Annotated in this window: 16 protein-coding genes; 6 read left to right on the top strand and 10 right to left on the bottom strand. The window is 42.9% G+C overall.

The features are described 5' to 3' along the window. Positions 1-309: 309 nt before the first annotated feature. Complete coding sequence (locus tag FN961_RS12120) at positions 310-1,602, top strand: citrate synthase (RefSeq protein ID WP_144040439.1); 1,293 nt, start codon at positions 310-312, stop codon at positions 1,600-1,602. Between the two features lie 93 nt (positions 1,603-1,695). Here FN961_RS12120 and FN961_RS12115 read toward each other — a convergent pair whose 3' ends face one another. Further along, on the bottom strand, positions 1,696-2,178 hold the full coding sequence (locus tag FN961_RS12115; protein ID WP_185972782.1) for a GNAT family N-acetyltransferase: 483 nt from the start codon (positions 2,176-2,178) through the stop codon (positions 1,696-1,698). Between the two features lie 291 nt (positions 2,179-2,469). On the opposite strand from FN961_RS12115, the gene FN961_RS12110 reads away from it, so the two are divergent. The 4 genes from FN961_RS12110 (at position 2,470) to FN961_RS12095 (ending at position 10,919) form a co-directional block, all read left to right on the top strand. Further along, positions 2,470-3,549: an efflux RND transporter periplasmic adaptor subunit gene (locus FN961_RS12110; RefSeq protein ID WP_144040438.1), complete on the top strand. Its 1,080-nt coding sequence runs from the start codon at positions 2,470-2,472 to the stop codon at positions 3,547-3,549. 13 nt (positions 3,550-3,562) lie between these two features. Next, the gene (locus tag FN961_RS12105; RefSeq protein ID WP_144040437.1) at positions 3,563-6,829 is read left to right on the top strand and encodes an efflux RND transporter permease subunit; all 3,267 of its coding nucleotides are present in this window, start codon (positions 3,563-3,565) and stop codon (positions 6,827-6,829) included. Further along, a complete protein-coding gene (locus FN961_RS12100) occupies positions 6,826-9,903 on the top strand; it encodes an efflux RND transporter permease subunit (protein WP_144040436.1) in 3,078 nt (1,025 codons plus the stop codon). Before FN961_RS12105 ends, FN961_RS12100 begins: the two co-directional genes overlap by 4 nt. Before the next feature lie 149 nt (positions 9,904-10,052). Beyond that, positions 10,053-10,919 (top strand): MBL fold metallo-hydrolase, encoded by an 867-nt coding sequence (locus FN961_RS12095; protein WP_144040435.1) that lies wholly within the window; start codon positions 10,053-10,055, stop codon positions 10,917-10,919. Between the two features lie 67 nt (positions 10,920-10,986). Here FN961_RS12095 and atcC read toward each other — a convergent pair whose 3' ends face one another. The 8 genes from atcC to FN961_RS12055 form a co-directional block, all read right to left on the bottom strand. Continuing rightward, positions 10,987-11,880: a cold adaptation protein AtcC gene (atcC, locus tag FN961_RS12090; RefSeq protein WP_144040434.1), complete on the bottom strand. Its 894-nt coding sequence runs from the start codon at positions 11,878-11,880 to the stop codon at positions 10,987-10,989. An 11-nt stretch (positions 11,881-11,891) separates the two neighbouring features. Then, entirely contained in the window at positions 11,892-12,653 is a 762-nt protein-coding gene (gene atcB / locus FN961_RS12085) for a cold adaptation protein AtcB (RefSeq protein WP_144040433.1), read from the bottom strand. After that, positions 12,653-13,150 (bottom strand): cold adaptation protein AtcA, encoded by a 498-nt coding sequence (gene atcA, locus FN961_RS12080; RefSeq protein ID WP_144040432.1) that lies wholly within the window; start codon positions 13,148-13,150, stop codon positions 12,653-12,655. The genes atcB and atcA overlap by 1 nt, the downstream gene beginning before the upstream one ends. An 18-nt stretch (positions 13,151-13,168) precedes the next feature. Further along, complete coding sequence (atcJ, locus tag FN961_RS12075) at positions 13,169-13,453, bottom strand: cold adaptation protein ActJcold adaptation protein ActJ (RefSeq protein ID WP_144040431.1); 285 nt, start codon at positions 13,451-13,453, stop codon at positions 13,169-13,171. A 418-nt stretch (positions 13,454-13,871) separates the two neighbouring features. Continuing rightward, entirely contained in the window at positions 13,872-14,048 is a 177-nt protein-coding gene (locus FN961_RS12070; protein ID WP_144040430.1) for a Trm112 family protein, read from the bottom strand. A 1-nt stretch (position 14,049) separates the two neighbouring features. After that, entirely contained in the window at positions 14,050-15,063 is a 1,014-nt protein-coding gene (gene lpxK, locus FN961_RS12065; RefSeq protein ID WP_144040429.1) for a tetraacyldisaccharide 4'-kinase, read from the bottom strand. A gap of 3 nt (positions 15,064-15,066) precedes the next feature. Further along, complete coding sequence (gene msbA / locus FN961_RS12060) at positions 15,067-16,881, bottom strand: lipid A export permease/ATP-binding protein MsbA (protein ID WP_144040428.1); 1,815 nt, start codon at positions 16,879-16,881, stop codon at positions 15,067-15,069. Positions 16,882-16,915: 34 nt separating this feature from the next. Continuing rightward, positions 16,916-19,204 (bottom strand): DNA internalization-related competence protein ComEC/Rec2, encoded by a 2,289-nt coding sequence (locus FN961_RS12055; RefSeq protein ID WP_342353810.1) that lies wholly within the window; start codon positions 19,202-19,204, stop codon positions 16,916-16,918. A gap of 43 nt (positions 19,205-19,247) precedes the next feature. Here FN961_RS12055 and FN961_RS12050 point away from each other — a divergent pair, with 43 nt between their 5' ends. Next, positions 19,248-19,754 (top strand): DUF2062 domain-containing protein, encoded by a 507-nt coding sequence (locus FN961_RS12050; RefSeq protein ID WP_144040426.1) that lies wholly within the window; start codon positions 19,248-19,250, stop codon positions 19,752-19,754. A gap of 78 nt (positions 19,755-19,832) precedes the next feature. On the opposite strand, the gene FN961_RS12045 is transcribed toward FN961_RS12050, so the two are convergent. Next, positions 19,833-20,333, bottom strand: coding sequence for a YdcF family protein (locus tag FN961_RS12045; protein WP_144040425.1), 501 nt, complete (start codon positions 20,331-20,333; stop codon positions 19,833-19,835). Positions 20,334-20,371 lie beyond the last annotated feature (38 nt).

Raw genomic sequence — 20,371 nt, 5'->3', positions numbered from 1 at the left:
TAACCATTTTAGTAAACACTAATTAAGTATGCAAATAAGTAGTAACTAAGTGGCAATGTAAGTCGCTCACAAGAGCCGAGGCAAGTATACGCGGGGCAAATGTCAAATACAAACATCACATTATGCAAATTTAGTTTTTTTGGTAAAAAAAACTGCCAAGTTCCTGTTCTGATATACGCTTTAATCAAAATAAGACCATGGTCTAACAAATTTAAACACTTATTTAAATTGAAATGTGATCTATATTCACTGTAAAGTATTGGCGATTGATAAGCCGCACTCACATATGAATGAAGTAAGGAGAAGGGTATGGCTGACAAAATAGCCACATTAGAACTACCAGGGAATGAATCTATCGAATTGCCGGTAATGGAAGGCACCGCTGGTTTCGATGTGATAGACATTAGTAAGCTAGGTAGCAAAGGTCACTTTACTTTCGATCCAGGATTTCTCGCTACGGCATCCTGTGAATCAGCAATTACCTATATCGATGGCGAAAAGGGAATACTACTTCACCGTGGTTACCCAATTAGCGAATTAGCCGTTGATTCAGATTACTTAGATCTATGTTATCTGCTTTTATACGGAGAGCTTCCATCTAAGACTCAATATGAGAAGTTTGTTCACACTGTCAAAAACCACACTATGGTTAATGATCAGTTAGCATTTTTCTTTAGGGGCTTCCGTCGTGATGCTCATCCGATGGCCATGTTATGTGGCGTTACTGGTGCGTTATCCGCATTTTACCAAGACTCACTAGATGTCAATGATGAGCGCCATCGTGAAATAGCAGCATTCCGTTTAGTCTCTAAGATGCCGACAATCGCTGCCATGTGCTACAAGTACTCAATTGGTCAGCCTTTCGTGTATCCAAAAAATGAGCTTAGTTATGCAGGTAACTTCCTCCACATGATGTTTGCTGTTCCATGTGAAGAATATAAAGTTAACCCTATTGTAGAACGCGCTATGGATCGTATCTTCATTTTACATGCAGATCACGAACAAAATGCTTCAACTTCTACAGTGCGTTTAGCCGGCTCTTCTGGTGCTAACCCATTTGCGTGTATCGCAGCGGGTATTGCATCACTTTGGGGACCTGCTCATGGTGGTGCTAACGAAGCTTGTCTCAATATGCTTGAAGAGATTGGCACCGTTGACCGTATTCCTGAATTCATTGCTCGTGCTAAGGATAAAGATGATCCTTTCCGTCTAATGGGCTTCGGACACCGCGTTTACAAGAACTTTGACCCTCGTGCTAAAGTGATGCGTGAGACTTGTCATGAAGTTCTTAGTGAGCTTAAAGTCAACGATCCATTGCTTGATGTTGCCATGGAACTTGAGCGTATTGCGCTTGAAGATGAATATTTCGTCTCTAAGAAACTTTACCCGAATGTTGATTTCTATTCAGGTATCATCATGAAAGCTATCGGTATTCCAACAAGCATGTTCACTGTATTGTTTGCGCTTGCACGCACAGTCGGTTGGATTGCACATTGGAAAGAGATGCTAGATCAACCTGGTCATAAGATCAGTCGTCCTCGTCAGCTTTATACTGGTGATGAAGAACGTACGTTCATTCCACAGGATAAACGTGGCGCTTAAGATTAGTTTTATATAACTGACACTGAAAAGGCACTCATCGAGTGCCTTTTTTATTGGTATCAATTATCTTCCAACAATTTGAATAAAAGCCCTTCACTTAGCGACTCTCTTTTCCATCACAAAGTTGGTTAGCCCCTCTCCCCTCACCTCAACACTTTGTTGTTTTACACTTGTGAAACCAAAATGTTCGAAAAAGGGCTTCGCGGTAATACTGACATGGGAATAATAACGCTCTATTCCTATCAATTCGCCTTTATCCATTAATGCCTGCATCAGAGCTTTACCTACACCTTTACCTTGAAAATCCAAATGACAATAAAAGTGTTCTATGTAGCCATCGGCCTGCAGGTCGGCAAAAACCACAACAAGGTTCTCCAGCTCCGCGATAAAAGGATCCATCCCTATTACCCTTTTAAACCAACCTTCTCGATCATAATGATCAGGTGCCCATGCCATCACTTGTGATTGGGTATAACCTTGACTGTTTACTTCTCTGATGGTGTTAAATTTAAGCTTCCAAAGCACATCAATATCAGAGCTGAATCTGTTCTTGTTAATTCCTCTTATCTTGATCAAAAGTTTTCCTCTATTAAACAAAATTTTATCACTCTAGTCGCTGTGATTTTCTACTCCATTATTCTGAGCTACATTTTGTTGCAATTAGAATCAATTCAGTCACCCATTTTATTTAGAATAACCCTATAGTCAAAACCATCAATTTTTATACATTATCGCTACATAGTTTGCATCTTAGTTAATGCCCCCACAACGAATAAGCATAAGTCATTGATTAAGATATGAATTAAAATATGGCACAACTTGTGCTTTATCAACGTTAATTGGAACAAAAAATATAGGTAATATTACATGGACTCTCTACATAAACGCCCTAATAACTATTTCAAACTTGCCCTTCCCTTGGTATTAGTTGGCGTATTAAGTGCCTGTGGCGCTGAAGAGGAAATAAAGGAAGAGGAGAAATATGCAGTACCAGTCGAAACCACGACTGTTATTCAGGGCGATGTTTCCTCATTTTACAGCACGACAGCAACCTTAGAGGCACCGCAGGAAGCAAATGTCGTTACACGGATCTCAGGTTTAATCGAAAATATTAAGGTTGAGGAGGGAGATAGAGTGGTTAAAGGCCAACTTCTTGCCGTAATCGATGCCAAGAGACAAAAATATGAACTTGCCCGCTCTCAAGCCGAAGTTGAAATTATTGAGCAGGAGCTAAATCGCCTTAAAAAGATGAGTAATCAAGAGTTCTTCAGCGCCGACTCGATGGCGAAACTTGAGTATAACCTGCAAGCAGCTATCGCAAAACGTGATTTGGCAGCACTTCAAGTTCAAGAAAGTCTGATCCGTTCCCCCATAGAAGGTGTCATTGCAACCCGATTTGTCAAAGCAGGTAATATGGCAAAAGAGTTTGATAAATTGTTTTACGTGGTCAACCAAGATGAATTGTACGGCATCGTGCACCTTCCCGAACAGCAACTTGAAAGCCTTAAAATCGGTCAGGATGCACAAATATTTGCCAATAAACAAACCTTAGACACCGTTCATGCAAAAGTACTGCGTATTAGTCCAGTGGTTGATGCTAAAAGTGGCACCTTTAAAGTCACACTCTCAGTCCCCAATAGTGACGCAAAATTAAAAGCTGGCATGTTTACACGTGTCGAACTCAGATACGACACTCACAACAATGTGATCACCGTTCCCTATAACGCCGTCGTCAATCAAGATAATGAGTTTGCTCTTTATGTCATTGACGGAACAAGTGTTAACCGCCGTTCAATATCTCTAGGCTACCGTGAAGCAGACACTGTAGAAGTATTGTCAGGCATTGAACCTGGTGAGCAGATCGTGATCCGCGGTCATCAAAATCTCAAAGACCAATCTCTGGTTGAAGTGATCAGCTCTCTTGATCTAGCGTCAGCAAACAAATAAAGGAGCCAGGTCTATGTCTATTATAAAAACATCTGTAAACCGACCTGTCACAGTTTGGATGTTCATGTTTGCCATTATCTTGTTCGGTATGGTGGGCTTTTCTCGGTTAGCAGTAAAGTTACTGCCCGACCTAAGTTATCCCACCATCACTATCAGGACACAGTATATCGGCGCTGCGCCGGTAGAAGTTGAACAATTGGTATCAAAACCGATAGAAGAGGCCGCTGGTATTGTAAAAGGCTTACGTGAAATCAGCTCAATCTCCCGTTCAGGTACATCAGATGTCGTACTTGAATTCGAATGGGGGACAGATATGGACATGGCAAGTTTGGATGTCCGCGAAAAGCTCGACACTATTGAGCTCCCCTTAGATGTTAAAAAACCTTTATTGCTCCGATTTAACCCAAATCTTGACCCCATTCTCCGTCTGGCACTATCGGTTCCTGATGCCAGTAACAACGATCTTAAACAGATGAGAACCTACGCGGAAGAGGAGCTGAAACGCCAGCTTGAATCCTTGACTGGGGTTGCTGCGGTTCGACTTTCTGGCGGTTTAGAGCAGGAAGTACACATACTGCTCAACCAACAGAAGCTAACTCAACTCAATCTCAACGCCGATCTTATTCGTAGTCGTATTGCAGAAGAAAATATTAACCTCTCCGCGGGTAAAGTCATTCAAGGCGAGAAAGAGTACTTAGTAAGAACACTTAACCAGTTCGACTCGCTTGAAGAACTGGGGCAAATAGTTGTTTATCGTGACGGGCAAACCTTAGTCAGGTTATTTGAGGTCGCTGAAATTGTCGATGCTCATAAAGAGCGTAATGATGTGACTCGGATAAGTGATCAAGAGTCGATTGAACTGGCCATCTACAAAGAGGGAGATGCCAATACTGTTGCAGTAGCTCGAAAAGTGACAGCTGAACTCGACAAGTTAAATGAAGGAAACAGCAAAACAGAACTTAAGGTGATTTACGATCAATCTGAATTTATTGAAAGTGCAGTCAGTGAAGTTACTTCTGCGGCATTAATGGGCAGCTTACTTTCGATGTTGGTCATCTATCTATTTCTGAGGGATATTATCCCGACCTTAATTATCTCAATCTCTATTCCTTTCTCCGTCATTGCCACATTTAATATGATGTATTTCGCTGATATTAGTCTAAACATCATGTCGCTAGGAGGAATTGCGCTCGCGGTGGGCTTACTGGTTGATAACGCCATTGTGGTGCTCGAAAATATCGATAGGTGCAAATCTCTGGGCATGAGTAAACTTGATGCCGCCGTAACGGGTACCAAGGAGGTCGCTGGCGCCATTTTTGCGTCGACGTTAACCACTTTGGCTGTATTTGTTCCCCTTGTGTTTGTCGATGGTGTTGCTGGAGCTCTATTTTCAGACCAAGCCTTAACCGTCGCCTTTGCACTGCTCGCCTCTTTGTTAGTAGCACTAACCACGATCCCTATGCTTGCATCACGGGAAGGATTTAAAGCTTTACCGCCACTTATCGCAAAAGCAAAAAAAGCTAAGCCTGAAACAAAAATGGGAAAATTTAAGCATTACAGTGCCACAGTGTTTTCCTTTCCGTTCATCTTATTCTTCAGCTATCTACCCAGTGCATTATTAACCTTAGCGATAATGTTAATGCGTATCCTCTCATGGTTTACGGGCCTATTTATGAGACCGCTCAGTTCAGGTTTCAACTGGGTCTACCATAAGTTAGAGATCATTTATCATGCTCTACTCGCGCTTGCTCTCAAATTTAAAGTCCTAACCATCTCTATCGCACTATTAGTAACCTTAGGTGCCGCCTCTTTAATCCCTAAACTGGGTATGGAACTTATTCCTCCAATGAATCAAGGTGAGTTTTATGTAGAGATACTGCTTCCACCTGGAACTGAAGTATCAGAAACCGATAAGGTCCTGCGAAAACTCGCATTGTCGATTAAAGATAGAGAAGATGTAAAACACGCATATAGTCAAGCTGGTAGCGGTGGACTAATGACTTCCGATACCTCACGTGGAGGCGAAAACTGGGGCCGTTTACAAGTTGTATTAGCTGATCATAGTGCTTTTGATACTGTGGCGAATGTGCTGCGAGGCACGGCGATGAGGATCCCTGAACTTGAAGCTAAAATTCAGCATCCTGAACTGTTTAGCTTTAAGACCCCTTTAGAGATTGAACTCATTGGTTATGATTTAGCTCAGCTTAAAAATACCGCCGACAGTTTAGTTGATGCACTGTCAGATTCAGATCGATTTGCTGATATCAATACTAGCCTAAGGGATGGCCAACCTGAGCTCAGCATACGTTTCGATCATGAACGCCTCGCTAAGCTGGGTATGGATGCACCAACAGTTGCTAATCGTATTGCCCAGCGCATCGGTGGCACTATCGCCAGTCAATATACAGTCAGAGACCGCAAGATAGATATTCTGGTCAGAAGCGAGATTGAAGAGCGTGATCAAATCAGCGATATCGACTCCATGATTATTAACCCTAACAGCAGCTATCCTATTTCGCTAAGTGCCGTTGCGGATGTCACTCTCAAACTGGGTCCATCGGCGATTAACCGTATCAGTCAACAACGTGTCGCGATAGTGTCTGCAAACCTCGCTTATGGCGATCTTAATGAAGCGGTACTTGAAGCAAGGACGATATTGGGTCAACAAACGCTGCCGACTTCTATTCAAGTAAGGTTTGGTGGCCAAAATGAGGAGATGGAGCACTCATTCCAATCATTACAAATCGCGCTCGTGCTTGCCGTGTTCTTAGTTTATCTCGTTATGGCGAGTCAATTTGAATCCCTGCTCCATCCACTGCTTATCCTTATCGCAGTGCCAATGGCCGTCGGCGGCAGTATTTTAGGCTTGTATATTACCCAAACTCATTTAAGTGTTGTGGTGTTTATCGGCTTAATCATGCTGGCAGGAATAGTTGTGAATAACGCCATTGTATTGGTCGATAGGATCAATCAACTTCGCCAAAATGGGGTTGAAAAACTCACCGCAATATCACAAGCGGCTAAATCTCGCCTGCGTCCTATTATTATGACAACGCTGACCACAGCGTTAGGTTTATCACCAATGGCATTTGGTTTGGGAGATGGCTCAGAAGTAAGAGCGCCGATGGCCATCACTGTTATATTTGGTCTTTGCCTCTCGACCTTACTCACACTCGTGGTGATCCCAGCACTGTATGCGCTTTTTGACCGTAAAAAATTTAAGGTAAAACAAAGCAGTGAAACAAGCAGTACGCTAGAGAGCATAGGAGGTCAGGCATGAACATCACTCGTTTAGCCATCAAAAGGCCCGTTACGACCAGCATGTTTTTCGTTGCGATACTGCTCTTTGGTTTGGCCTCCAGTCGTTTACTGCCACTGGAGATGTTCCCAGGAATAGATATCCCGCAGGTAATGATAAACGTGCCCTATAAGGGCTCAACTCCTGCGGAAGTGGAACGTGATATCACCCGAGTACTTGAAGAGTCACTTGCCACCATGAGTGGCATCGAGGAGATGCGATCTAACTCTTCACAAAATGGGGCTGAAATAGATCTTAGAATGAAGTGGGGACAAAATGTTGCCACTAAAAGCTTAGAAGCAAGAGAAAAAATAGACGCCGTGAGGCACCTGCTACCCAAAGATGTCGAACGGGTGCTCATTCGTCAATTCTCAACTGCCGATATGCCGGTACTCAACTTGAGAATATCAAGCGACCGAGAGCTATCAGGTGCTTTTGACCTTCTCGATAAACAGCTTAAGCGTCCTCTTGAACGTGTTGCTGGCGTATCGCAAGTGACGCTATATGGCGTTGAAAAAAAACAGATAGAGATACGCTTAAATGCAGATAAGTTGTCGGCGAGCAATATCTCTATCCAAACGTTAAATCGCCGCTTACAACAGGAAAACTTTGTTGTCAGCGCAGGTACACTTCGAACTGGGACAGGTGTTTATCAAGTATCTCCAAAGGGAGAATTTAGAAACCTCGACGAGATAAATGCCTTGGTATTAGCACCTGGGGTGACCTTAGGCGATATTGCCACCATTAGCTTCTCACTGCCTGAACGCCTAGATGGTCGCCATTTAGATCAAAAGTATGCGGTTGGTCTGGATGTATTTAAGGAGTCCGGTGCTAACTTAGTCGACGTGTCTGAGCGCGTGATGAAAGTGATTGAAAGCGCCAAACAGGATCCACAATTTAAAGGGGTCCAATTATTCGTCATGGAAGATCAAGCGTATGGGGTGACATCATCACTTGAAGATCTGCTTACCGCAGGTCTCCTCGGCGCCCTACTCTCTTTTGCCGTGTTGTACTTGTTTTTACGAAATCTAAAAATGACGTTAGTGATAGTGACTTCCGTTCCCATTTCGATTTGTATGACATTAGCAGCCATGTACCTATTGGGTTACAGCTTGAACATTTTGTCTATGATGGGATTACTTTTGGCTGTCGGTATGCTGATTGATAATGCCGTCGTGGTCACTGAAAGTGTACTGCAGGAGAAACAAGCGCAAAAAAGTGCAGCAACATCGGAAAAAGTAGATACAGAAGAGCAGAATGATAATGCGATATTAACGGGGGTCAACAAGGTCTCATTAGCAGTTTTGGCTGGCACTCTCACCACAGCTATCGTATTCCTGCCTAACATCTTTGGAGTTAAAGTCCAATTGACGATCTTCTTAGAGCATGTGGCTATCGCCATCTGTATCTCACTTGCTGCGTCGCTGTTGGTAGCAAAGACACTATTGCCTCTCATGCTGAGCAAAATGAATTTTGAAATAGAAGCAGAGCAAAAAGAGAGTAAGCTGCGTCACTATTACCAGCGGAGCCTGAATTGGATTTTATCTCATTCTAAAACATCCGGTGTAATAGCCTTGGTTATATTGGCGTCAACCGCACTACCGATAAACATGGTTAATCAAGATCAATCAGATGGCGAAGGGAATAACCGTCTCTATATCAACTATCAAGTTGAAGGACGCCATAGTTTAGATGTGACCGAAGCCATGATCAATAAGATGGAAACCTACCTTTATGCGAATAAAGAGGCATTCCAGATCGACTCTGTTTACAGCTACTTTGCCGCTGACCGAGGTCAATCAACCCTTATTCTCAATGAAGATATTGAGGTTGATATGAAAGTGCTCAAGAAAAAAATACGTGAAAATTTCCCTAAGTTCTCCATTGCGGCTCCTCAATTTGGTTGGGGAAATGACGATAATGGACTCAGAGTCTCTTTAACTGGCCGCTCTACTAGCGAACTCATCAGATTAAGTGAACAAGTGATCCCTCTGCTCTCCTCTATCGAAGGGCTCACTGATGTGCGCTCTGAAATAAGCGGCGCTCAGCAAGAGGTCATTATCCATATCGACCGTGAAATGGCAGCACGTCTTGATCTTAAGCTCAACGAGGTTGCATCGAACATCTCTATGGCACTGCGTGGCACTCAGCTTAGATCATTTCGTCACGATCCTAATGGTGAGCTTCGTATTGAGTTGGCGTTTGAACAAGAGTGGCGTTTATCGTTAGAAAAGCTTAAACAGCTACCTGTTGTACGTATCGACAATCGAGTTTATACCTTGGAGAGTTTAGCTGACATCACCTTCCAACCCAGATTCGATACTATCAGGCACTATGACAGACAAACGGCGCTTTCTATCGGCGCAAATCTCGATGAGCTAACAATGGAGGAAGCGCAGGAACAGATCACCAACATAATGAAAACCGTCAACTTCCCATCAGGATATGGCTACTCGCTGCGAGGAGGGTTTGAGAAACAGGATGAAGACGAGGCGATAATGGCAACTAACATGATTTTAGCAATCGCCATGATCTATATTGTCATGGCAGCCCTGTTTGAGTCATTGTTATTACCAACTGCCATCATTACATCGATTTTATTCTCCATCACAGGTGTTTTCTGGGCACTGTTATTTACTGGCACACCCATGGGAATTATGACCATGATTGGCATTCTTATTTTAATGGGAATTGTGGTCAATAACGGCATTGTTTTAGTTGACCAGATAAATCAACTTTCACCGGATCTTGATAAATTATCAGAGACCATCAGTTTGGTGTGTAACTCACGCTTACGTCCGGTATTGATGACGGTCGGAACCACGGTGCTCGGACTTGTCCCTTTGGCAATGGGTGACACACAACTGGGAGGTGGAGGCCCTTCGTATTCCCCAATGGCCATCGCAATTATAGGCGGACTGACTTTCTCAACAGTCACCAGCCTCTACTTGGTGCCTCTCTGTTACCAAGCACTCTATAGAATGCGTTTCCAAGCTGCAGTCAAATTAGGTCAAGCCAATAGAGTCTCGAATCGCTTAATACCTTGGGCAAATTAAGTCTAAACCAACAAAGAAGACCAACTATCCTGAGAACACAAAGGCTACATAAGTAGTCTTTGTTATTGTTTTTACCCAATTTGTTGCGTGATGGCGCACTCAAGGTTATCTTTAGTAACAATGATAATAAGCATCATATGGACCAATAAATGAACATACGCCTACTGCTTAGTTTATCACTAAGTTATCTACTTACCGCATCAACTGTCGCCAGTGATGATAGATTTAATCATGTGGAGATAATGCCTGAGCAACTCACGCCGACAAGTTACATGTTCGCTGGTGCAGGTGGTAATATTGGTGTCTCTGCGGGTAATGACGGTATTCTCATCATCGACAATCAGTTTGCACCTCTGGCTGATAAAATTGCAGCTGCACTGTCTAAAATACAAGCTGGTAAGCCTAAGTATGTCGTCAATACTCATTACCATGGCGATCACACTGGAGGGAATAACCTGTTTGGTATATCAGGTGTTATTTTAGCTCACCATAATGTCCTATCTCGACTCTCCAACAACAAGAGCTACACACCGGCCGGCTTACCTTCTATCACTTATCATGAAGGGATAAACATCCACTTTAACGGTGATAATCTGCAACTCTTACACATGGGACCTGGTCATACAGATGGTGACAGCGTCGTGCTGTGGCAGGATAAAAGTGTAGTGCATATGGGCGATCTTTTCTTTAAAGACACTTTTCCCTACATCGACTTAAAAGCTGGCGGGTCAGTAAAGGGTTACCGTAATAATGTCGCTGCAATGATCCATAAAATTGATGACAAAACCAAAGTGATCCCTGGCCATGGTTCACTTGCGAATAAAGATGATCTTATTCGATTTAAACACATGCTGGATGATTCAATTAACTGGATGAAAAACAAATTATCATCGGGAATGACCCTTAAGGAGATCCAGACCGAGGGTATGCCTGTGGAGTTTGCCTCTTGGGAATGGTCCTTTATCTCAGAAGAGAAGTGGATAGATACCCTCTATAACGGGCTTAAGAAACCCTAACAATAAAAAAGCGGAAATATCAAATTGATATTTCCGCTTTCATCGCTTTACGCTTTGGTGTGATACATCACATCACGATATAGATAGGCCAGCCTAACAAGCCTGATAACCCTTCTTTGTACTCTAATCGCTCAAGACGCTCAGGACTGACACCTTTAAGCAACTGCTCACGGTAGCTTTTAGCAAACGTTAACGTGCGCAGTAAGCCAGGTGAAAAATACTTACCTAAATCGACACTAATTGTCTCGGCTAAATCTGTCGGCAATTCAGCTAAAGTGTTCTTAACTTGCAGTTCAAAATGTTCAACCGTAAACCAGCTATCTTGCAGCTCAATGTGCGCCAGACGCTGCTTAAGATCTTGTTTAATCTTAACCGGTCCGAAAAACATGCGATATAAAACAACTTCTGCAAAAACACTTTCTAGACCTAAACAATCCAAAGGATCATAGCTTGCTTGGGAGTAAAACTGCTTTAATAAGCAAGCTACTGACTCCTGTCGATTAAAATCCAACAGCGCCTCTTGATATGCTTGCCAGCCCATCCATTCATCAGCATCACTTGGGCTCGATACGCGATCAAGTAATATATTATCAATGTCGCCATACACAGACTTACCACTGATCTTATATTTACTGACCGTACTCAGCATGCTCCAGCCTTTCTGAAACGACTTTACAATACCATCGGGTGTCATCAATAACGTCAGTGCACGATTAAGATCCCGTTCGCTTAACGCCATTAATCCTAAGCTTGCCACACCGATCACATCGAAAGCGGCATGCTCTAACAGATGCATCTTGTACTTGTTATAGAATTTATCAGCAAGTTTAAGGCTCATCAACACTGCTTTAGCTTTAATTTGAGCAAGTTGTGCTTCATCTAATAGCGCTTCTGCTTGGCCATAAGCTAACACTTTACTTAGAAATGGCCCTTGATCGTTATCGCGTAGTACTACTTGCATTCGTCGATCCCTTAATCAAGAAAGCTAAACATGTCATCAACTTCTGCATACTCGTCTGTTACTTGGTTTTTCTCTTTTGCTTGAATAACCAATTCACTGACAAACTTGTTGATGATTGTCAGCCAGCTTGAGTTTTCACTGCGAAGCAGATTTTTAATCGCTTTTTCTACATCTGGCGCAAGTTCACGGATAAGTGCTAACAAACTACGCGGATCATCAATGCTTAAACTGTGTGCTTCCTCTTCGGCGCTTCGGTTATTGAAACCGACCGTCTCACCGTCATCTTCATCATCATAGTTATCGTTGATGTGACTGTGATTATCGTTCTCTGTCGACGGGCCTAAGATGTATTCGATAAAGGGGATTGACAGATAGAAAAGACCTGCTGGATCTTCTGCAATGCACTCCAAAATTCGGGTTTGCTTGGCTTCACTATCTTGAATACGGATAAGATAGGTTAAAAAATCAAACGTGTGCTGAATTAACTCATCAGCATTACTCTTGATCTTCTCTTCCCAGTACAGAGGCTGCTGGCAAACGATATCGCGGATCTGCTCCGGGCTCATCAACTCAGACATAATCGAGGGACAAGAGATATCATGATGACTATTGATTTGAGTTAATGTCACGATGTCCATATGTTCGATCACTTCAACTAGGACTTCATCAGTCATAGTGTTAGCCATCAACTCAAATTTCTTACTCGCCTGTTTCGGCTCGATATCGGCCAGTTGTTTGATTTCTGCCGCAGCAATTTCAATTAAATTATTCATCACTGCTCCTCATCATCATACTGATCGTAATAACCATCTTCATCATCTTCTTCGACGTAGTCATCATTATCATCGTGGTCCTTTTCTTTGCCCTCTGCAGGGGCTTTGTTATCATTTGCCAATAGATATAGGACTGCACAACTCTCTATCAACAAGCTTTCAGAATAGCCTCGAACGGCTAAAACAAGTGGTAAGTCAGCATTATTAAAAGCAACAGTGGTTTTAAAATCATTCCACTCAGGCTGGATCCCTTCCTCTATCCAATTAGACCACTTGAGTTTTGCCTCAGGTGGAAATTTGACCTTACCATACAGCGCTATGGGCAGGTATTCAGGCACAGAGTTAAGTAGCTTTGGGTCTGCCAATAAAATTGTTTTAATTTGACTGGTAAACTGCTCTAGTGCCTTTGGGGTATCGGGATCGTTATAAGACTCGATATTGCTATATGCATTTTCTTTTAACTCATCAATGCGTGAGAGATTAAGTGATGTGGCCATGAGTGCTCAGAAATTAACTTAAGAATAAAATTGGTCCCACAGCTCGCGCATCGCGGCAGCAGGATCAGTTACAATAACGTTATTGAAATCTTTAATAAACGCGCTTTTGAGCTTGGGATTCGAAAGCACCTCATACGCATTTTTTACTCTCTGCAGCTGAGCTTCAGCTTGCACTTTCTCATCATCAGATGCGCCGAGTAACTTATCAGGGTGAAATCGGTTCGATAAGCGTTTATATGCTTTTTTAATGTCGTCTTCATTTGCGTTCGGTTTAATACCAAGCACACTAAAGTGGTTAATCATGCTATTTACCTGTGGGCGATTATTCTTTCATTTCAAGTGATATAAAAGGTAAATCCAATAGTGAAACATTTACCGACGAAGTCCTGCATTGAGGACCTATAACTACAAATCTTAAACCCAACCAATAATTTTGGAGGCGAGAGTCTAACGGCAGAAAGGCCAGAGCACAATACAAAATCTGCCCCTGTGGGCCTACACCTACCCTACTATCTTTTCAAAAACTCAGGCCAACATCAACGATAACAATAAAATGCGTTCAGGTTAAGCCCAAAAGCGATCAGATTAAGTTACTGACTTTAAAAACCATAGCAGCCAATAGATAGAGCTAAAGTTAGAAGTAAAATAAAACTCAGAAAAAGGGAACTATAGAAAGCAAAAAAGCGCTATAAAAGCGCTTTTAAACGGTCACTTCAGGGAATTAAGCCTCTTGCCAGCTCTCGGCTTTATTCTCAAGTAAAACCGGTATCCCATCATTAATTGGATAAGCTAAACGATCAGCTTTACAGATCAATTGCTGTTTAGCTTTATCGTACTCCAACTTTCCCTTGCATACAGGGCAGGCGACAATCTCTAATAACTTCTTATCAAACGACATCTCAATTTCCTTGTTTTACACTCATCACCTGATGGACTTTCTCCATCAATTGTTGATCAAATTTTTCTGCTAGCTTGGCATCTACTGCCAGATACCACCAGTTATCTTTTGCAAAATCGCGACATTTAACCGCATCTTTTTCTGTCATCAACACCGATGAGCTTTCGGATACTTGAGTAATAGCCGCTAAGCTGAATGCTTGGTGGTCATCAAACGCTTTTGTTTTCATCACTTTTACAGAAGATTGACGCAAAGTGGTAAAAAATCGTTCCGGATTGCCGATCCCCGCAATGGCAACAACAGGCTTTGACAGGTCGAAAACCTGTTTCGATGAAGGAGATACAGGAATAAATTGAGTCGGCTTCAGTATCATCTGAAACTCTCCCTCCTGAGCTTCTCCATTAACGATAGTGAAGTCGACAAGTTGTTGTCTACCTGTAAGCTCCCTAAGCGGCCCTGCAGGTAACAGTAAACCATTACCAAATCGACGCTCGCCATCTAAGATCAGCAGCTCGATATCTCGCGCTAATCTGTAATGCTGTAATCCATCGTCACTTATGATGATATCGACATCATCAGCGGCTATTAATGCTGTCGCCGCTTTGACACGATCACTACCTATCACCATGGGCACTTGAGTTCTGGCAACGATCATGGCTGGCTCATCGCCCACAAGCGCTGCATCCATGCCAAGTTCAACCCGCTTAACGCCATCAAACTTGACGCCATAACCGCGGCTAATCACACCTGGTTTAAACCCCTGACGCCTTAACAATTCGATAAGGTAGATAACTGTTGGTGTCTTGCCACTTCCCCCCACCGTAATGTTGCCAACAACAATAACAGGAACTGGCATCGAAACGGATGCTTTCACGTTAAATGTAAACAGCAATCTACGTATGCTACTAATGAGCCAAAACAGCAGACTCAAGGGGCTTAATAGCCACTTTAAGCCGATAAAGCCGATATGATTACCGGCCTTGAAATACCACAGTTTATTGACAAAATCTTGCATTAATTAACTGCCAAACTGCATCTGATAAAGGTTTGAGTACACACCACCTTGCTCTAACAAACTGGCATGGTTTCCACGTTCAACGACCTTGCCTTGATCAATAACTAAGATCATATCGGCTGACTCAATAGTCGACAAGCGATGTGCAATAACGATAGAGGTTCTGTTTAATCTAAGATTGTCTAATCCCTGTTGGATAGCCTTCTCGGATTCAGTGTCTAAGGCAGATGTCGCTTCATCTAAAATCAGTACCGGCGAGTTACGCAATATCGCTCTAGCGATGGCAATGCGCTGTCTTTGACCACCTGATAGCATCACACCGTTTTCGCCTATCTGAGTGTCCATACCTTCAGGAAGCTGATCAATAAACTCCATCGCATGGGCTGAACGTGCAGCCTCCATGATCTGTTCAGGTGTCGCTTCACCAGAGTAGGCATAAGCAATGTTATTGGCTATGCTGTCATTAAACAGTGTGACTTGTTGTGATACGAGTGCCACTTGGCTGCGTAAGCACTTGATGGTGTAGTCATTGATATTGATGCCATCAAGCTGAATCTCACCTTCACTCAAGCCAGTATAAAAACGAGTGATTAAGCTAGCAATGGTAGATTTTCCAGAGCCAGAGCGACCAACCAATGCGATTGTCTGACCTTGCTTGACAGAAAAATCGATCTTGTCTAACGCTAGTCCCTCTTGTCCTGGATAACTAAAGCTGACGTTATTAAAGCTCAGTTCCCCTTTTACTCTGTCAACAGTATGGGTTCCGTTATCTGTCTCAGGCTCAATATCTAACAATTCAAATACTGTGGTACAAGCCGCAATACCGCGCTGAAATTCAGCATTAACCCGTGTGAGACTCTTAATCGGATTAAGCAGGGCCAACATTGCCCCTAAGATGGTAGCAAACGTACCCGCTGTCAGCTCTGACTGTAGGCTTTCTAAACTGGCTGCATAAAGGACAAACGCCAAAGCAAACGATCCAATCACCATCACCAAAGGCTGACTTACAGATTGCGCCATAGCCAGTTTCATCGTTTGGTAACGATTTTGCTCGTTAACAACACCAAATCGTTGTGATTCCGTTTTCTGACCACCAAATGAGAGTACATTCTTATGGCCCGTTATCATCTGTTCGGTTGCCGTTGTCACACCGCCCATAGCAGTTTGAATTCGCTTAGAAATCTTACGAAAACGTCGACTTACAACGGTAATAATTAGCCCAATAATGGGGCCAATGATTAAAATACAAAGAGAAAGTTTCCAAGAATAATAAAACATCACTACTAGCATACCTATCACGGTGATGCTGTCTCGTACTATAGAGATCAACGCACTACCTGTCGCTCGTGCAATCTGTTCAGTATCGTAAGTCACCCGTGATATTAAACTGCCAGTATTTTCTCTGTCCATATAGCTCACAGGCAATGTGAGGTAGTGATCAAACACTTGTTGGCGCATATCCATAATGAGTCTGGCACTCATGTATGAAACACAATACGTCGACAGGAAGTTTGCTAGGCCACGAAGAGTGAAAAGACCTATAACGACAAAAGGCGCCATCGTAAGGACATTGCTTGAGGAGTTGAATCCATCACTGGTGCCTAAATCGATACCACTGGCAGCGGAGGGAATTTGACTCGCTTGACCACCGAAGCCGCCATCAATGAATGGTTTAATAATGGCGATAAATGTCATGTCCACCAGGCCATATAGCACCAAGCCCACAACAGCCAGAAAAAACACGCCTTTAAGCGGTTTGATATAAACCATCAGACGCTTAAATACTGTCCAGACTTCTTGATTTGAAGATGTTGTCATTAACCAAATCTATTCTTAATTCAAAAAAAGCATTCTACTCTGGATTATCATTCTGTCCAAATTCAAACAATCGGTTGTACCAAAAAGGGGCCAAATTATGACGATATGTACGAATATCACGCTCATCTCGATTAAAAATCACACTAACCTGCCCCTCTCGACCTGAAATACGATACTCACTTCCATGATCGATATACCTTTTTAATACATCTGGCTTAGGGAAACCATAACGATTATTAAAGCCAGACGGAAACAATACTAGCTCAGGTGAAACCTGTTGAATGAAGTCGAGTGTTGAAGAAGTGCGGCTTCCATGATGAGGAACAACTAACACCTCACTGTTAAGTGCGCTGCCAAAATGAGACAAAGCTTGCTCAGCCTCTTTCTCAATATCACCGGTTAACAGTACTTGATGATTCTTATCACTAACTTTGATCACACAAGAGCCATTATTCCCCTCTTCAATCTCTCTCGGTGCCAACACCTCAATGGTCAGACCTTGCCAAAAAAGCGTCTTAAACCTGCAGTTAATATCGGCATAGTCCTCCATATCGCTAATCACTTTGACTTCAAGAAACGCAGAAAGAATCACTGATGTGCCACCAGCATGATCGTTATCACTATGGCTCAAGACTAAATAATCTATCTGTGTTATTTCTCTTGCCTGAATAAAGGGAACAACGACCCGTTCGGCATAACTAAAAGTGTTGCCGTATTTCGCTCCAGTATCGTAAACCAAACCATGTTGATCTTTTTCAATGACGACAGATAATCCTTGGCCAACATCCAATAAGTGCACTTGCCACCGATCTTCTGATAAAGGGTAAAATTTGAAAAAGATGTTAAGCACGAAAGGCAGCAACAACATCGATGTCATTAATTTCCACCTTGGAGCTTTCAACTTAACCATCAACCATAACCCAGGTAGGAGAAATGCAATGCCAAGCATCATGGCTTCAGAGGTTGGAACCCAAGCCCAGGGTAAGTGAGCAAAAGCTTTTAAGGCTTGGTCTGCAGGCCATAGCGTGAGATCAACAAGATAAAACAAAGATGAAGCATCGACTCCCACAGCCCAACATAACCCCCAAGCAGTAAAGGCTAAAATAGCGGCAGGGATAACCACTAAACTGAACCAAGGAACAAACAGAAAATTAAACAAAATACCGTAGACGGTTAATCCGCCAAAAAACAGCGCTTGCAACAGACCAAGCCCTAAACTGAGTCTCCACTGAATTGCCCAAAATAGCGCTAATTTCTGTACCAATTGATGCCAGCGAGTTTGCCCACCCTGGCCCTCCATCGTTAACGGCCTGCTTTGCAACGTCAACAAGATAATAGACAGGGCAGAAAACGACAGCCAAAACCCTGCGCTTAAGCAACTAACAGGATCGATAACCAACACGATAAAGAGCGCGAACAAGAGTCGTTCCCAAGGTGATGAGTACCTATCTGACATGGTCAATAAAATCAATAACAGCAACATGATTAATGCACGTTGTGTCGGCAATGAAAATCCAGCTAGATAAGCATAGAAACAGCAGGCAATGGCAGATATAAGAGCAGCCAAGACTAAGTTTCGCCTTCCTAAGGGAAGTGACATATAACACAGAAGCGTAAAAACGGATGTAAATACCCAAGCGGCCACCACTGAAAGGTGCAAGCCAGAAATAGCAATGAGGTGCCCCGCACCTGTCACCCTAAGTGAGTGCCAACGCTCACTATCAATGAGACTTCTATCACCTAACAATAGGGCTAAAATAAGATCCCCATTGTTGAATGTTTGCAAAACGGGTTTGAGTCTTTGCAAAATCGCATTTCTTGGCGAGTCACTCGCCTCAAGCCGCTGACCCGAAGTGACTGCTCCTTTACTCACAATGTGACGACTGAGTAGCATTTTCTGTTGGTTGTAACCACCTTGATTAAGCACGCTAGTGATGGGCTTTGGCCTTATGGTTAGCGCCCAAATTTCACCAATTTCAAGTTCAGGGGCTTTTCTCCAACTCAAGCGTATTTTTTTTGGCCACATTTCTGTTGAATCATGACTCAACAGCCGAAAATCCATACTTACCCAGTCGCTGTTTTGGCTTACTAGTGCTATGATTTCCCCAATTACGGGTTCCTGGGGGTCAATATTGTCAGGCTCCCACCTCAATACCAGTTGAGCGTAGATCGATATCCATGCCACAGCTAGCACCACTCCTGCCAATAATGGAGCACGTTTAAATATCACTATGCCTATTACGACCAACATGGGAGTTAGGAGAGCTGATGGCAATGACGGCCATAACATCGCAGAGAGTATTGTGGCGCTATAGCCAAACATAAATCGATTCATACTGAACAAGTTAAGACAGCAATAACAATTTATGCCAAAAAAAATTATTGAAAGATTTATGCCAAAACCTGAAACACTGCGAAATCACAAACATTTGCGGATGTTCGGGAAGTTGTTACATAAACCCAATTTATGGAGCCTTAACAGACGATCTGCGCCAGCCGCATTTGCCGTCGGTCTTTTTGTTGCTTGGATCCCGATGCCATTTCAAATGGTTCTCGCCGCAGCGCTAGCCATCATCTTTAACTGTAACCTTCCCATATCTGTTGCATTAGTTTGGATTACGAACCCAATTACAATGCCATTTATGTTCTATGCGGCTTATATGTTAGGGGCTAAAATTCTCAATCATCCACCACAAAATTTTGCATTTGAAGCCACATGGGCGTGGATAGAAGCCTCCCTTTCGACCATAGGGCCTCCCTTTCTATTAGGTTGTCTGGTGATGGGAACTATTTTTTCAGTTGTAGGTTTCTTGTTGATCAAAGTATTATGGAAGTACTCAATACTGTTGAAGTGGAACAAGCGCAAAAACTAAACTGATCAGCCTGATTTAGGAGAACTTGAATTTTATACCACCAAATCTCATGGCATATTTGAGATTTGGTGTAGCATCCTAGCTAGTTAACGTAAGCAGATTACGCCTCTCCCTTTCCATCACTGCAAGTTCATGTTTTTCAAGCTCAAGCAACTCCTCCTCAGAAAGTGGCGTCACCGCGGTGATGTAGCGAAAGCTGAGTGTTGGAAACACACCACTGAAAACTAATTTAGCTCTGGGAAGATGAAATTCAGAGGTGACTAAAAGCACAGAGGTTATTCCATGCTCTTTAATAACGCTTCGAGATAAAGTGGCGTCTTCGAAAGTGAATCGACTTTCCACAATAGGTAGGAAACTAGCTTTGGGTATTCCTTTACTCATCAGGTAATGTTTTACGTATTGGGCATGAGGAGTTGATGTAGTATTGAAATGTTCCCCTACACCTCCAGTACAAATCACTTTAAGTGCAGGAGTTTTTCTCCATTCAGTTAACACGGCCTCGCAACGTGAGTGTGCAATCACTGATAACTTGCCATCACAGTCATTCGGCGAACCTAATACCACTATCGCGATACTCACAATAGCTACTCCCAAAATATTCAACCCAACATGCTGTG

The organism is Shewanella hanedai, from assembly GCF_007197645.1.
GTDB lineage: Bacteria > Pseudomonadota > Gammaproteobacteria > Enterobacterales > Shewanellaceae > Shewanella > Shewanella hanedai.
This window is presented reverse-complemented; position numbering and strand designations above follow the sequence as displayed.

What these genes read in the sequence shown, in the direction of transcription:
- FN961_RS12055 (WP_342353810.1), bottom strand. Translation starts at nt 19,204, where the DNA reads ATGTTTGGCTATAGCGCCACAATACTCTCTGCGATGTTATGGCCGTCA.
- msbA (WP_144040428.1), bottom strand. Translation starts at nt 16,881, where the DNA reads ATGACAACATCTTCAAATCAAGAAGTCTGGACAGTATTTAAGCGTCTG.
- atcC (WP_144040434.1), bottom strand. Translation starts at nt 11,880, where the DNA reads ATGCAAGTAGTACTACGCGATAACGATCAAGGGCCATTTCTAAGTAAA.
- FN961_RS12120 (WP_144040439.1), top strand. Translation starts at nt 310, where the DNA reads ATGGCTGACAAAATAGCCACATTAGAACTACCAGGGAATGAATCTATC.
- lpxK (WP_144040429.1), bottom strand. Translation starts at nt 15,063, where the DNA reads ATGCAAGATTTTGTCAATAAACTGTGGTATTTCAAGGCCGGTAATCAT.
- FN961_RS12110 (WP_144040438.1), top strand. Translation starts at nt 2,470, where the DNA reads ATGGACTCTCTACATAAACGCCCTAATAACTATTTCAAACTTGCCCTT.
- atcB (WP_144040433.1), bottom strand. Translation starts at nt 12,653, where the DNA reads ATGAATAATTTAATTGAAATTGCTGCGGCAGAAATCAAACAACTGGCC.
- FN961_RS12050 (WP_144040426.1), top strand. Translation starts at nt 19,248, where the DNA reads ATGCCAAAAAAAATTATTGAAAGATTTATGCCAAAACCTGAAACACTG.
- atcJ (WP_144040431.1), bottom strand. Translation starts at nt 13,453, where the DNA reads ATGATTAACCACTTTAGTGTGCTTGGTATTAAACCGAACGCAAATGAA.
- atcA (WP_144040432.1), bottom strand. Translation starts at nt 13,150, where the DNA reads ATGGCCACATCACTTAATCTCTCACGCATTGATGAGTTAAAAGAAAAT.
- FN961_RS12095 (WP_144040435.1), top strand. Translation starts at nt 10,053, where the DNA reads ATGAACATACGCCTACTGCTTAGTTTATCACTAAGTTATCTACTTACC.
- FN961_RS12105 (WP_144040437.1), top strand. Translation starts at nt 3,563, where the DNA reads ATGTCTATTATAAAAACATCTGTAAACCGACCTGTCACAGTTTGGATG.
- FN961_RS12100 (WP_144040436.1), top strand. Translation starts at nt 6,826, where the DNA reads ATGAACATCACTCGTTTAGCCATCAAAAGGCCCGTTACGACCAGCATG.
- FN961_RS12070 (WP_144040430.1), bottom strand. Translation starts at nt 14,048, where the DNA reads ATGTCGTTTGATAAGAAGTTATTAGAGATTGTCGCCTGCCCTGTATGC.